This window comes from Paenibacillus sp. FSL L8-0638 (assembly GCF_038593075.1).
In the GTDB taxonomy this organism is placed as follows: Bacteria; Bacillota; Bacilli; order Paenibacillales; family Paenibacillaceae; genus Paenibacillus; species Paenibacillus polymyxa_D.
Genome location: NZ_CP151960.1, coordinates 3,551,637 through 3,564,417, shown reverse-complemented (window position 1 = coordinate 3,564,417; position 12,781 = coordinate 3,551,637). Strand labels below are relative to the sequence as shown.

Below are 12,781 nucleotides of genomic sequence, written 5' to 3'. Positions count from 1 at the left end.
TGCACACTCCTTATAGCAGATGATGTATTATGTATTACCCGTTGTAGGATTAAACAAACGGAAATCAAAGAAATGAATATATTGTAAAATGTATCTTGAGAAAAAGCGTATAATGGTGTGCAGAATACCAGAAAAAGGAGTGAAGCATTTGCTTGCCTGGGGTTTTGTTTTTTTGCTGACTATCATCATTCATACTACAGATAGCTTGTCCTATGCTCTGCGGCTTGGTGGTTTGCGAGCGCGTCGGATTGGATTAGCGTTAACCGTTGCGGGAATGCTGCTGTTGGTTTCACGCACCTCTAACATGGCGCAGGGGCCTTTACTCGGAGGGATGGTCGATCAGGCTAAAGCTGCAGCACAAGTGGGCGGAACGGATATTAGACTGGAACTATATATGCATGGGGTACTGCTGGCAGCAACCGTTGGAACCATACTTGCTATATTACTGTATCCAACAGTGGTACGCATGTCAGCCAGATGGATTGTGCATTTGGAGCATACCGGATCTATTCCGGCTTTGGTGCGTCATTTAATACTGCGAAGTCGCTGGAAACATGCAGGCTACTACATAAAACGTCCCACCTGGTCCATGCTTACTTCACTGATTAGCGGAGCGATACCCAAGCGTCTAATTATTCTGAATATAGCTGTCACTTCGATTTATACAACAGGAGTAGTATCTGCTTTATATGCATCATTCCTGTGGCCTGCTCAAGGTACAGCAATGTCAATGTCGTCAGGTCTAATCAATGGCGTTGCAACGGTATTATTGACCTTGTTAATTGATCCAAGGTTGGCGGTCCTGTCGGAGAAAACGCTACGAGGGGAGCTACCCTTAACTCGGATGAACAGTATGTACGGCTGGATGATCATGTCGCGTTTGGCAGGTACTTTATTAGCTCAGCTATTGCTAGTACCGCTAGCAATTTGGCTTGGATGGGTAATGAGTTAATTGCTAGCTTTTGTAATGATGTGCTGCTGCCATATCCCAAAAAAGGGCTGACCCGTGATCATCTATTAAAGATAGATCGCGGGCCAGCTCCAATGATTTTATGGATACTTACTGTTCAAATAATGACTTATATGCTCCGTATCCTTCACGTTCCAAGTCTTCTTGAGGCACGAAGCGGAGCGCGGCGGAATTGATGCAATAACGCAGACCATCTGGACCTGGGCCATCATCGAATACATGCCCTAAATGGGAGTCAGCTTCGCGACTTCGCACCTCGGTACGGATCATAAAATGGCTGAGATCGGTTTTTTCTTTGACATTATAGCTGCGCAGCGGACGGGTAAAGCTGGGCCAACCGCAACCTGCATCATATTTGTCCAATGAACTGAACAAGGGCTCTCCTGATACGATATCTACGTAAATGCCTTCACCCTCATGATCCCAAAACTCATTTTGAAAAGGACGCTCGGTCGCGTTTTTTTGTGTTACTTCGTATTGAATAGGCGTCAGCCGATCTTTAAGATCGGATTTATCAATCTTGCCAGACCAATTTTGTTCGATAAAATCTTCACGTCCCGAACCTTTGCGGTAGCGTTTGTAATGAGCGGGGTTTTTCTTATGGTAGTCCTGATGATATTCTTCTGCTTCATAAAAAGTGGTCGCAGGCAGGATCGGTGTAGCAATGGGCTTGTCGAAGCGGCCACTTTGAGCCAAAGCTTCTTTAGAAGCTTCTGCCTTGATTCGCTGCTCTTCATTATGATAGAAAATAACCGTTTGGTAAGATGAACCTCTATCGTGAAACTGTCCACCTTCATCCGTCGGATCAATCTGCTGCCAGAATAGCTCCAACAGTTTTTCATACGGGAAAACTTGTGGATCAAATGTAATCTGTACGGCTTCCACATGCCCCGTTGTTTCAGAGCATACCTCTTCATAGGTAGGATTTGCGGTATGTCCCCCTGTGTATCCAGATCTAACCTTCAAAATACCGGGTAATTCCTCAAAAGGGGAAACCATGCACCAGAAGCAGCCACCTGCAAAAGTTGCTTTTTCTACCGTGTGTGGATTGTTGGTGCTCATATTTGTCACTCCAATCTGAGAATGTTTAATTAGTTGTTATTTAAATAGTTTACAATTAAATTATATACGAGATTTTTGCAAAATCCAACGAAACGTCAGAAACCAAACGGCGTGTAACTGGCTCTGTCCTCAAAATTGCAATGAAACATCCTACAGAAACGGTAGCAAACTGTCGCATTAAATTCTATTGATGCGTTGAAGCCTTTTTCGGTAGAGTATAAAGCCGCCGCCCACCAATGCAGTATATAGCACCAAAATGAGCAAACCAGTGATTGGGTGTTCTGCAAAGGTGCCGCCAGCATAAGCATACACCGCAATTGCGGGAAGCTTGCCAATAGCTGTACCTAGGATAAAGCTCCAGAACGGAAACCCCGCTACTCCAGCGTATACATTTACCGCTGCCTGGGGGATGACCGGAATCAGGCGAGCCAGCAGAACAGCAGCAAAAGGCTCCCTTTCCATGACCCGATTGAAGCGCTCCAATGCGGGAACCCGCTTCAAATAGGCTCGTCCTTTGTCACGAAACAGGGTACGTACTGCAATGAAAACGACCAGTGCAGCCATGGTAGTGCCTAGCCAGCAAATCAGAGCACCTTGCCAAGGACCTGCGGCATAAGCAATAGAAGCGATAATCAGCTTGTAAGGCACAAACGGTATTAACGCGAATAAAAATGCGAGCAGTAGCAGAACTGGAAAGGAGGTTTGCTTGTCCGCCCAGGCGAGCCAATCATATCTGTAGATAAACGCGATGCAAAGCAGCGAAACATAAGCAGCGGCGAGTAGCCATTTTTTCATTTACATACCTCTTTCAATATCCCTGTTCGGCTTATCGCTTATACAGAAAAAAATAGGGTTCACATTCCTAATAATGTGTGCTATACTGCCACTAATAGAATAGTTCCCAAAGGGGAGTAGCTCAACGAGTAAAGTCGTCATTACGGGATTTTTAATCCCCGGCTTTATTGGCAACGTAATGTTGTAAGCGAGACCTTTGCCAGGATTTTAGGAATCCGGGTAAATGGTCTTTTTTTGATGCCAAATTTGGGTCAGCGCCGTTTCCGGATTCCGTGAAATGGCGCTTTTTTAGTATAAAGCGCTGAACTATGTACAGTATAACAAATAAATAAAAAAAGGTGGGAGAAACGTATGGATTTGTTGTCAATTGAGTTTTTAACCGCATTAGTATCCATCATTATCATTGATCTGGTGCTAGCTGGTGACAATGCAATCGTAATCGGTTTGGCGGCTCGCAATGTTGATAAGGCCAATCAAAAGAAGGTCATTATTTGGGGGACGGTCGGAGCGGTCATCATTCGTGTGATTGCTACGGTGCTGGTCACGTATTTATTGCAAATTTATGGATTGCGTTTGATTGGGGGACTCGCACTTATCTATATCGCCTATAAGCTACTGGTCGAAGAGAAGAAGCATGAAATTTCAGCCACGAATCAAATGTGGGCAGCGATCCGCACCATTATTATCGCGGATACGATGATGGGGCTCGACAATGTACTTGCTGTAGCGGGCGCAGCTCATGGAAATATGCTACTCGTTATATTGGGGCTTGCAATCTCTGTTCCAATCATGGTGTGGGGAAGTACGATTATCTTGAAGCTGACAGAACGTTACCCAGTAGTTATTACGATTGGGGCTGCTGTACTTGCTTATACTGCTGCCAAAATGGTGGTGGCGGAACCGTTGATTGCACACTGGTTTATGAACGGGGTCGTTAAATACGGCTTTGAGGTTCTGGTTGTGGTTCTGGTTGTAGCCATTGGGATGCGTGTTAAAAAAATCAAAAGTGAAAAAACAAGAAAGCAAGTGCAGCACGCCTAAGCTAACTTACATTGAGGTAAACTTAGCTGAAGCTGAATGTTCATGCCATAGAGGCTGTTCCGTTATTGTCCAACTGGACCCGGAGCAGTCTCTTTTCTTTACTTGTCAGCAGACTTCCATGTAAACTAGACAACAGATGAATGAGTGATTAGAGGTGGGAATGATATGGACAAGCAAACGAAGACAAGGGTAGCCATTGCGGGACTGGGTGGTATTGCTCGTAAAGTATATTTGCCGTTACTGGCTGCACACCAAGGTGTAGACATTGTAGGTGTCATGAACCGTTCACAGGAGCCGGTAAGTTCCGTCATGGAGCAATATAGGTTGTCTAGAGGAACGACAGATGTGAAGGAGATGCTAGCATGGGAACCGGAGGCTGTATTTATACATGCCGCGACCGAAGCTCATTTTGATCTGGTTATGGCGTGTATTGAAAAAGGGATTGCCGTGTATGTGGATAAACCGTTGTCCTATGATGTTCGTCAGAATCTGGAGATGACCGCTTTTGCGGAAGCGCAGGCCGTGCTGCTGGCGGTGGGCTTTAATCGACGTTTTGCCCCGCATTACGTTGCTGCTAAGGCTTGGTTAGAGGAAGCGGGTGGATTCAGTCAATGTGCGGCTATTAAACATCGTACTGGATATGATCGAAGATCGGCGGCACAGACGGTTTATGATGATTTAATTCACATGCTTGACTTGCTATTGTGGCTGGGTGGCGATGATTATGAACTGCTGCATAGTAGTCTGAATACGACGAGTGAAGGATATATGGATGCTGCGTTCGGGACTGTACGTTTGGGAAATGCCACCGGAAGCTACAGTATGAGTAGACAGGCAGGAGCTGACATAGAAAAACTGGAGCTTCACGGGGCAGGACGGTCTGTTGAAGTAACAAATATGGAACAGGCTGTTTTTATGCAAAAAAATCATTCACCATTAACGCAAGCTTTTGGAAGCTGGGATACGATTTTGGAAAGACGAGGATTCACAGGAGTCGTGAATCATTTTCTGGAGCATATTCATCGTCCGGAGGAGTGTGCTGTACGAGCTGGAAAAGTATTGGAAAGCCATATGCTGGCTGACGAACTGATCAACCGTTTGAGTGATTAATATGGAACGTCCGAACATGATCTTAACAGTCCAGACAGACATCAAGAATTAGGTTGAAGGAGAAATGAATGAATGGAAGAAGATAATCGTGGTAAACAGCTAGAAGAAGCCATCATCGAAAATTATAAGCAAGAAGAAGATATGATGATTCTTGTATTTGCGCAATGGTGTATCAATCACGGGTTGGAGCCAGAGGAATTATATCGTGTAGCGTATCCGCATCAGGATAGCAACGAGCGTCTGCTACGAGTACGCAAATTGACTGTATCGCGTGAAGAAGCGGGTGATATTCCGCTGGATACAGTATTAGGGGTACTATCCATGTTCGGAAATGAGGACTTGGCGATGATCGTATCCGAGGCGGCTGCCGGCCTTCCGTCGGAACGGAAATAGGGCTAGCCAGAATAAAGGATATACTGTTATCATTTATGGCATCATGGACTCATTGTATTTGCTTAAGATATTGTTGATGAGGAGGTAAGCTGACGATGGAAGATATACCTGTGCCAAGCACCTGCAAAGGCTGTGAAAGAGATATCTCGATATCGGAAGAGCAAATTACCAGAATTCTAACCAACATGAGACCCAAAATGGAATGTGTAAACGATGAAGTGTACGAAGCTAGACTGTTGGCCTGCTCACAATGTGAAGAGTTAATGTCCGGGCATACATGTGGCATCAGCGGAAGTATTGTTCGTGTACGTGCTTTAGCGGCAGCTCAAAATTGTCCCAGTTACCACGGTTCACGCTGGATAGGAACAGCCTAAAAGATACAATGCTCAGGCTCGGCTGAACCTGGATTACGTGTTAAAGTAATCATACCTTGGTCTGCCTTAATGGCAGGCTTTTTGGTTTGATTGGATCTTTTCTTAAAGATTGACAAAAAGTAGACAATAAAATATATTAAACACGTGAAATATTTTTGTTTAATTATTAATATTTATATTAATGTTTACTAAAAGTAATGATGCGTAAAAATTAAGATCGAAAGAAAATCGGTGATATGAGTGATATTTAGACCAAAATGAAAGCGCAAACATTTGTGCAGGTGTTCCAACAATCTTAATATTTTTGGGGAGGGTTTGTTGTGAAGGGTTCTATTGTTGTTAATACCGATTGGAAACAAGGCATTATTAATAAAAACATTTATGGACAATTTGCTGAGCATCTTGGACGTTGCATTTATGAAGGCATATGGGTTGGAGAGGACTCACCGATTCCGAACACAAACGGAATTCGTAATGATGTGGTGGAAGCGCTGAAAAAGCTGAATATTCCTGTGCTGCGCTGGCCGGGAGGCTGTTTTGCCGATGAATATCATTGGAAAGATGGTATCGGACCCAAAGGAAATCGTAAGAGAATGGTAAATACGCATTGGGGCGGTGTGGTTGAAAATAATCATTTTGGCACACATGAGTTTTTTCAATTGTGCGAGCTGTTAGATGCAGAGCCTTATATTTGTGGAAATGTCGGCAGTGGTACAGTTCAGGAAATGTCGGAATGGGTAGAGTACATGACCTTCGATGGAGAGTCCCCAATGGCTGCATGGCGTCAGGAAAACGGTCGTGAGAAACCATGGAAGCTCAAATATTTTGGAGTGGGTAACGAAAACTGGGGTTGTGGCGGTAACATGCGCCCAGAATATTATGCCGACCTGTATCGCCGCTATCAGACATATGTCCGTAACTATGGCGAGAACCGCATTTATCGGATTGCAGGTGGGGCGAATGTGGACGATTATCGTTGGACCGAAGTGTTGATGCGTGAAGCTGGGCATCTTATGGACGGTTTGAGCCTGCATAACTATACGATCCCGGGAAACTGGGAAGGGAAACGGCAAGCACTCGGCTTTGATGAAGCGGAATGGTTCGAGACGATGAAAAAATCACTGCACATGGATGAATTGATTACTCGTCATTCTGCTATTATGGACCAATATGATCCTGACAAAAGGGTCGGACTGATCATCGATGAATGGGGAACTTGGTTCCTGACTGAGCCAGGGACCAATCCGGGCTTCCTGTATCAACAAAATACGATGCGCGATGCGCTGGTAGCTGGGCTGCATCTACACATTTTCCATAATCACCATGACCGAGTACAGATGACGAATATTGCTCAAATGGTCAATGTTTTACAAGCAATGGTTCTGACCGAAGGTCCTGCTATGCTGTTGACGCCGACATACCATATATTTGAAATGTTTAAGGTGCATCAGGATGCGCAAGCACTGGCTGTTCATGTAAAGGTAGGCGATTATGAATATGACGGGGATTCCATCCCGCAAGTAAGCGTGTCCGCCTCCAAGGCGCAGGATGGTAATATTCATATCAGCTTTTGCAACGTCCATCCGGGCGAGTCGGCAAACTTGAATTTGGAGCTAAGAGGACTGGAAGAGGTTAAAAAGATCAGTGGTGTTGTCCTTGCCAACGACGATATGCAGGCACATAATACGTTTGATCAGCCAGAGCGTGTGAAAAAGGAAGCTTTCACATCCTATCAGCTTCAAGGTCAGCATTTGGATGTTACACTGCCACCAATGTCAGTAGTGATGCTGACAATTGCTCCGTAAAAAAGCTGGGTCGTGGTATGGAAGCAGTATCCACTATTATTGGTTATGAACAAAGAGAGCGTTCAGGTGAACGCTCTCTTTGTCCTACAATTGCTCGCGGTGAATCACCCTGAATTCCTTGGGAGACATACCGAAGCGGGAACGAAATACACGGTGAAAATACGTGTAATTTGCAAATCCTGACGATTCGGCGGCTTGTTCCAGTGACATGGGACTGAAAATGATTCGTTCTCTCGCCATGTTAAGCCTGATGTCCAGCGTGTACTGCATAATGCTCGTATCGAATGTTTCCTTAAACAGATGTACTGCTCGGGATACGCTGATACCGACGTGTGAAGACACGTCATCCAGCTTGAAGTTAGAGGATGCATTTTCTTCAATATAATTTTTAATCTGATACGCAAGATAGTTATGATGGGTAGCGATAGGATGATCGGATAGCATACGGTCAAACTCCAAACATAAAATGCGCATGTAATAACCTGATATTTCCGGGTAAGGATTAGAAATACGTCGCTGCTCCATCACAAGCTGACGAAATAGACCAAGCAGGGCTTCTGTGAGCTGAACCTTAATTCTGTTGGGTCGTTTATGATGGTTCCACCACTCATCTACCCAGGAACCACCGAAAAAAATGTGATAATCTCCGCTTTCCACGACCAGCTCTCCCATGGGATTCAACTCACTATGAATATCCAGTTCATAAGGCTCGGTAGGATTGAATAACAGTAGGTCACCTGCCTCAATCCGTGTCATTTCCCCGTTAATGCGGGCTTGGCAACGTCCATCTGTTTGCAAACGGAATAAATAATTTTTGATCCCCTCAGGCTGGTTCGAATAAAAGGGCTTTCGATGGAAGGAATAGCCTGCGGTAAGAACCTGACAAGGCTCGACGATAGACATGATGATGACTCCTTTGGGCATATGGCTGTTTCAAATATTGACCAGATTGTTCATGTTTTAATCATATTATTCATTTTAAACGAAACAGAAATAGAATACTATGTGAACTGTAAAGCTTACATGTTAGATGAGAAAGTACATGTTGGAGGCCAAGGAGTGTGACGACGTGGAACGAATGAAGGCCGGGATTATCGGATGCGGTACTATTAGCTCGGTATATCTTGAAAATCTCCAAAAGAGCCCACTCATTGAAGTGGTGGCCATCGCTGATTTACTGGATGAGAGGGCAAAGGAGAGGGCCGATAAATTCAACATTGAAAACGTATACAAATCGGATGAATTACTGTGCCAGCCTGAAATTGAGCTTGTATTTAATCTGACCGTGCCTGGCAGCCACGTATGGTCAGATATAGCGATACTAGAGGCAGGCAAGCATGTGTACAGTGAAAAGCCTTTGGCGCATTGAAATTCACGGACCATCGTGCCAATGCTGAGCTGGCCTACCATGTGTTAGAAGCCATGCATGCTTTTCAGCACTCATCATTGGAAGGCAATACATTACGCTGGTAAGTACGTTCAAGCCGGACGAGGTGTGTATTATGGAACAGATATAATGGTTCCTAACTTAAAGAGGTGAAGGGTAATGGCTAAAGTAGGATTGCAATTGTACACCGTAAGGGAAGAGCTTGAACAGGATTTTGAAGGTACATTGCGCAAGGTAGCTGAGCTTGGCTATAAAGGAGTAGAATTTCATACCTTTTTCGGACGCAATGCCAAGGATGTCAGAGCGCTCTTGGATGAACTGAATCTGGAAGTTGTCGGAACTCATGTACAATATTCTCGCTTGCTGGATCATTTGGATGAGGAGATTTCATACCACAAAGAATTGGGCAATAAGTACCTAATCGTTCCTTATTTAACCGAAGAACAGCGGGAGTGGGATGAACTTTTTGCTAATTTAAATCGTATTGGTGAAAAAGTGAAGGAACAGGGTTTGATACTGGCTTATCATAATCATGATTTTGAATTAACAGAAAAGATCAATGATCGCCCAGTATTCGATGCTTTATATGATGCAGTTTCCGATGATTTGTTACAGGTCGAAATGGATACTTGTTGGGTATACTACGGGGGCTATGATCCAGTGGAATACATCGGACGTTATAATGGACGCCTGCCTATCATTCACTTAAAGGATATGGCACGTGACGAGCAGCAAAAAGCAGTGACTGTAGAGCTTGGCAAAGGCGAAGTGCAGCTTCAGGCCATTACAGACGCCGCTATTCAGGCAGGTGTGGATTGGGTCGTCGTGGAACAGGATTTCTGCTCAAACCCTCCAATCGAAAGCATTGAAACCAGCATTAAATGGCTCCAACAATACGCAGCTCAGGGAGGAAATATTCATGTCTAAAACACTTAAAATCGGGATTATTGGTTGTGGAGGCATTGCCAACGGCAAACACTTGCCGAGTCTTGCCAAGCAGAAGCGTGCGGAGATCGTTGCATTTTGTGACATCATTCAGGAGCGCGCTGAAGAGGCAGCAGAAAAGTTTGGTGTTGATGGCTCGCAAGTTTATAGCGATTACCGTAAGCTGTTAGAAAATAAAGACATTGAAGTCGTACATGTATGTACACCTAACGACTCGCACTCGGAAATTACCGTAGCGGCGCTTGAGGCAGGTAAGCATGTGCTGTGTGAAAAGCCGATGGCTAAAACTGCTGAGCAAGCACGGGAGATGCTTGATGCGGCCAACCGCACAGGTAAGAAGCTGTCCATAGCGTATCAAAACCGTTATCGCGATGACAGTTTGTACCTGAAGCAATTAGTCGAGCAAGGAGAGCTTGGAGAAATTTATCTGGGCAAAGCCATTGCTCTACGCCGTCGCGCGGTTCCGACTTGGGGAGTATTCTTGGATGAAGAGAAGCAGGGCGGTGGTCCTCTTATTGATATTGGCACGCATGCACTAGACCTGACACTCTGGCTGATGGATAATTACAAGCCTAAAAGCGTACTAGGTTCAACTTTCCATAAGCTAGGGGATCGTAAAGATGCGGCAAATGCCTTTGGACCTTGGAACCCTGAGGAATTTAAGGTAGAGGACTCAGCTTTTGGTTTTATTACGATGCAAAATGGAGCTACGATTGTACTGGAATCCAGCTGGGCATTGAACGTTGTAGAGTTTGGCGAAGCGAAGACACTGTTATGCGGTACCGAAGGCGGAGCCGATATGCAGGATGGATTGCGCATTAACGGAGAAAAGAACAGCCGTTTGTTTGATACGAAAATAGATCTGGATGCAGGTGGTGTTGCCTTTTACTCTGGAGAGACGGAAAATGAAGCAGACCGCGAAGCCCGCCTGTGGATCGAATCTATTCTGGACGACAAAGAACCTCTTGTGAAGCCGGAACAGGCACTGGTTGTTACTGAAATTTTGGAAGCTATCTATGAATCGGCACGTACGGGGAAAGCTGTCTATTTTGACTAAGCCGTAATTATCCCGAATAGACCATCGTTATAATGAAAGCAGCTTTTTTCACATATGATACAGGGAGGGATTTTTTTTGAAACTTGGAGTATTTATGGTGTTGTTCGGTGGACGTTCGCTGGAGGAAGCGTTGGATTATGTGGCTTCTCAAGGATTGGATGCTGTAGAAATCGGTACAGGCGGCAACCCGGGGGATAAGCATTGTAAGCCGGATGAATTGCTGGAGAATGATGCAGCGCTCAAAAATTTTAAAAAGGCAGTAGAGTCCCGCGGACTAACGATTAGCGCACTTAGCTGTCACGGCAATCCTCTTCATCCGCAAAAGCATTTGGCCCAGGCTGATCATGATACGTTTCTTAAAACCGTTCGATTGGCAGAAAAGCTGGAAGTTCCAGTTGTGAACACTTTCTCCGGCTGTCCGGGAGATCATGAGGATGCGAAATATCCAAACTGGCCTGTGGCTCCGTGGCCTAATGATTTTCAAGAAGTGTTGAAGTGGCAATGGGAGAATAAAATTATTCCTTACTGGACCGAGACGGGGAAATTTGCAGCAGATCATCATGTTAAAATTGGACTGGAGCTACACGGAGGCTTCTCCGTTCATACACCAGCGACCTTGCTTCGTTTACGTGAAGCTGCGGGAGAGGTTATTGGTGCTAATCTCGATCCGAGCCATATGTGGTGGCAGGGAATTGACCCAGTGCAGGCAGTTCAAATTTTGGGCCGAGAGGGAGCTATTCACCACTTTCATGCCAAGGATACGACGATTGATCCAATTAATGTAAATAAATATGGACTTACCGATATGCAGGAATATACGAAAATGCTAGATCGCGCTTGGCAGTTCCGTACTGTGGGTTATGGACATGATGTAAAAACCTGGGCAGATATTATCAGTGCTCTGCGCCTGGTGGGATACGATCATGTAGTGAGTATTGAGCATGAAGATGGTCTGATGTCCGTGGAAGAGGGCTTTACTAAGGCTGTCCACAATCTTCGCCAGGTACTGATTGAAGAACCGCTGAGCGAGATGTGGTGGGTCTAACCTAATAGGGGGAAATGTTGATGATTAACGTCACCATTTGGAATGAATTTTTGAACGAAAAGTTGAATGATGAAGCCAAACAGATATATCCTGACGGGATACACAAAGCGTTGGCTGACGGCCTGGCAGGAGAGGGATTTGCCATTCGAACAGCTACACTGCGTGATGATGCAGAGCATGGTTTGGGAGAAGAAGTCTTGAATTCCACAGATGTGCTGCTGTGGTGGGGGCATAAAGCCCATGATCAGGTGAGCGATGAAGTTACGGCGCGTGTTGTCAAGCGAGTGCAGGAAGGAATGGGCTTAATCGTGCTGCACTCAGGCCATTTTTCCAAGCCATTCAAAGCCCTGATGGGCACTAGCTGCGATCTGAAATGGAGGGTGGCAGGTGAACAGGAGATTATTTGGTCGGTGAATCCGTCACATCCCATTGCAGAAGGCATTGACGCCAAAATATTGTTGAAGCAGGAAGAGATGTATGGCGAGTTCTTTGATATTCCAGCGCCAGATGAATTGGTATTTGTTAGTAACTTTGAAGGTGGCGAAGTATTTAGAACCGGATGTACTTTCCGTCGAGGTAGTGGTAAAATATTTTATTTTCGCCCAGGCCATGAGACCTATCCGACTTATTACCAGCCTGATATTTTGAAGGTTATTGCCAATAGTATTCGTTGGACTTCTCCAACAAGTATTAACAAACCAATATATGGTAGAAGTGAACCGGTAAGACCTCTCGGTGGAGTGTTGGTATAATGACAATCATCACATTTTGATGAGCTATATAATGAATAGATTGAA

Annotated in this window: 13 protein-coding genes and 1 pseudogene; 11 read left to right on the top strand and 3 right to left on the bottom strand. The window is 45.0% G+C overall.

What is annotated here, in order from left to right:
* Positions 1–148: 148 nt before the first annotated feature.
* Complete coding sequence (locus tag MKY35_RS15800; protein WP_342444190.1) at positions 149–952, top strand: lipid II flippase Amj family protein; 804 nt, start codon at positions 149–151, stop codon at positions 950–952.
* 108 nt (positions 953–1,060) lie between these two features.
* Here MKY35_RS15800 and msrA read toward each other — a convergent pair whose 3' ends face one another.
* Positions 1,061–2,032: a peptide-methionine (S)-S-oxide reductase MsrA gene (gene msrA, locus MKY35_RS15795; protein ID WP_342444189.1), complete on the bottom strand. Its 972-nt coding sequence runs from the start codon at positions 2,030–2,032 to the stop codon at positions 1,061–1,063.
* A gap of 177 nt (positions 2,033–2,209) precedes the next feature.
* Entirely contained in the window at positions 2,210–2,827 is a 618-nt protein-coding gene (locus MKY35_RS15790; RefSeq protein WP_029517221.1) for a TVP38/TMEM64 family protein, read from the bottom strand.
* A 351-nt stretch (positions 2,828–3,178) separates the two neighbouring features.
* Between MKY35_RS15790 and MKY35_RS15785 the strand changes: the two genes are divergently transcribed.
* The 5 genes from MKY35_RS15785 (at position 3,179) to MKY35_RS15765 (ending at position 7,550) form a co-directional block, all read left to right on the top strand.
* Positions 3,179–3,868 carry a TerC family protein gene (locus MKY35_RS15785; RefSeq protein ID WP_029517222.1) on the top strand — a complete coding sequence of 230 codons (690 nt, stop codon included), beginning with the start codon at positions 3,179–3,181 and terminating at the stop codon, positions 3,866–3,868.
* A 165-nt stretch (positions 3,869–4,033) separates the two neighbouring features.
* On the top strand, positions 4,034–4,978 hold the full coding sequence (locus tag MKY35_RS15780; RefSeq protein WP_039270905.1) for a Gfo/Idh/MocA family oxidoreductase: 945 nt from the start codon (positions 4,034–4,036) through the stop codon (positions 4,976–4,978).
* 72 nt (positions 4,979–5,050) lie between these two features.
* A complete protein-coding gene (locus MKY35_RS15775) occupies positions 5,051–5,371 on the top strand; it encodes a hypothetical protein (protein ID WP_342444188.1) in 321 nt (106 codons plus the stop codon).
* 95 nt (positions 5,372–5,466) lie between these two features.
* On the top strand, positions 5,467–5,745 hold the full coding sequence (locus tag MKY35_RS15770) for a hypothetical protein (protein WP_029517224.1): 279 nt from the start codon (positions 5,467–5,469) through the stop codon (positions 5,743–5,745).
* Positions 5,746–6,065: 320 nt separating this feature from the next.
* Positions 6,066–7,550: an alpha-N-arabinofuranosidase gene (locus MKY35_RS15765; protein WP_069012739.1), complete on the top strand. Its 1,485-nt coding sequence runs from the start codon at positions 6,066–6,068 to the stop codon at positions 7,548–7,550.
* An 84-nt stretch (positions 7,551–7,634) separates the two neighbouring features.
* Here MKY35_RS15765 and MKY35_RS15760 read toward each other — a convergent pair whose 3' ends face one another.
* Positions 7,635–8,453, bottom strand: coding sequence for an AraC family transcriptional regulator (locus MKY35_RS15760; RefSeq protein ID WP_340885784.1), 819 nt, complete (start codon positions 8,451–8,453; stop codon positions 7,635–7,637).
* Between the two features lie 166 nt (positions 8,454–8,619).
* Here MKY35_RS15760 and MKY35_RS15755 point away from each other — a divergent pair.
* The 5 genes and pseudogenes from MKY35_RS15755 to MKY35_RS15735 all read left to right on the top strand — a co-directional run.
* Positions 8,620–8,913 (top strand): annotated as a pseudogene (locus MKY35_RS15755) (Gfo/Idh/MocA family oxidoreductase); the annotation flags it as partial.
* Positions 8,914–9,096: 183 nt separating this feature from the next.
* On the top strand, positions 9,097–9,864 hold the full coding sequence (locus MKY35_RS15750; protein ID WP_029517228.1) for a sugar phosphate isomerase/epimerase: 768 nt from the start codon (positions 9,097–9,099) through the stop codon (positions 9,862–9,864).
* Complete coding sequence (locus tag MKY35_RS15745) at positions 9,857–10,939, top strand: Gfo/Idh/MocA family oxidoreductase (RefSeq protein WP_029517229.1); 1,083 nt, start codon at positions 9,857–9,859, stop codon at positions 10,937–10,939. The genes MKY35_RS15750 and MKY35_RS15745 overlap by 8 nt, the downstream gene beginning before the upstream one ends.
* Before the next feature lie 76 nt (positions 10,940–11,015).
* Positions 11,016–11,984, top strand: coding sequence for a sugar phosphate isomerase/epimerase (locus MKY35_RS15740; RefSeq protein WP_029517230.1), 969 nt, complete (start codon positions 11,016–11,018; stop codon positions 11,982–11,984).
* 20 nt (positions 11,985–12,004) lie between these two features.
* Positions 12,005–12,736, top strand: coding sequence for a ThuA domain-containing protein (locus MKY35_RS15735; protein ID WP_029517231.1), 732 nt, complete (start codon positions 12,005–12,007; stop codon positions 12,734–12,736).
* The last annotated feature ends 45 nt before the right edge of the window (positions 12,737–12,781 follow it).

What these genes read in the sequence shown, in the direction of transcription:
- msrA (WP_342444189.1), bottom strand. Translation starts at nt 2,032, where the DNA reads ATGAGCACCAACAATCCACACACGGTAGAAAAAGCAACTTTTGCAGGT.
- MKY35_RS15790 (WP_029517221.1), bottom strand. Translation starts at nt 2,827, where the DNA reads ATGAAAAAATGGCTACTCGCCGCTGCTTATGTTTCGCTGCTTTGCATC.
- MKY35_RS15785 (WP_029517222.1), top strand. Translation starts at nt 3,179, where the DNA reads ATGGATTTGTTGTCAATTGAGTTTTTAACCGCATTAGTATCCATCATT.
- MKY35_RS15780 (WP_039270905.1), top strand. Translation starts at nt 4,034, where the DNA reads ATGGACAAGCAAACGAAGACAAGGGTAGCCATTGCGGGACTGGGTGGT.
- MKY35_RS15775 (WP_342444188.1), top strand. Translation starts at nt 5,051, where the DNA reads ATGGAAGAAGATAATCGTGGTAAACAGCTAGAAGAAGCCATCATCGAA.
- MKY35_RS15770 (WP_029517224.1), top strand. Translation starts at nt 5,467, where the DNA reads ATGGAAGATATACCTGTGCCAAGCACCTGCAAAGGCTGTGAAAGAGAT.
- MKY35_RS15760 (WP_340885784.1), bottom strand. Translation starts at nt 8,453, where the DNA reads ATGTCTATCGTCGAGCCTTGTCAGGTTCTTACCGCAGGCTATTCCTTC.
- MKY35_RS15750 (WP_029517228.1), top strand. Translation starts at nt 9,097, where the DNA reads ATGGCTAAAGTAGGATTGCAATTGTACACCGTAAGGGAAGAGCTTGAA.
- MKY35_RS15745 (WP_029517229.1), top strand. Translation starts at nt 9,857, where the DNA reads ATGTCTAAAACACTTAAAATCGGGATTATTGGTTGTGGAGGCATTGCC.
- MKY35_RS15735 (WP_029517231.1), top strand. Translation starts at nt 12,005, where the DNA reads ATGATTAACGTCACCATTTGGAATGAATTTTTGAACGAAAAGTTGAAT.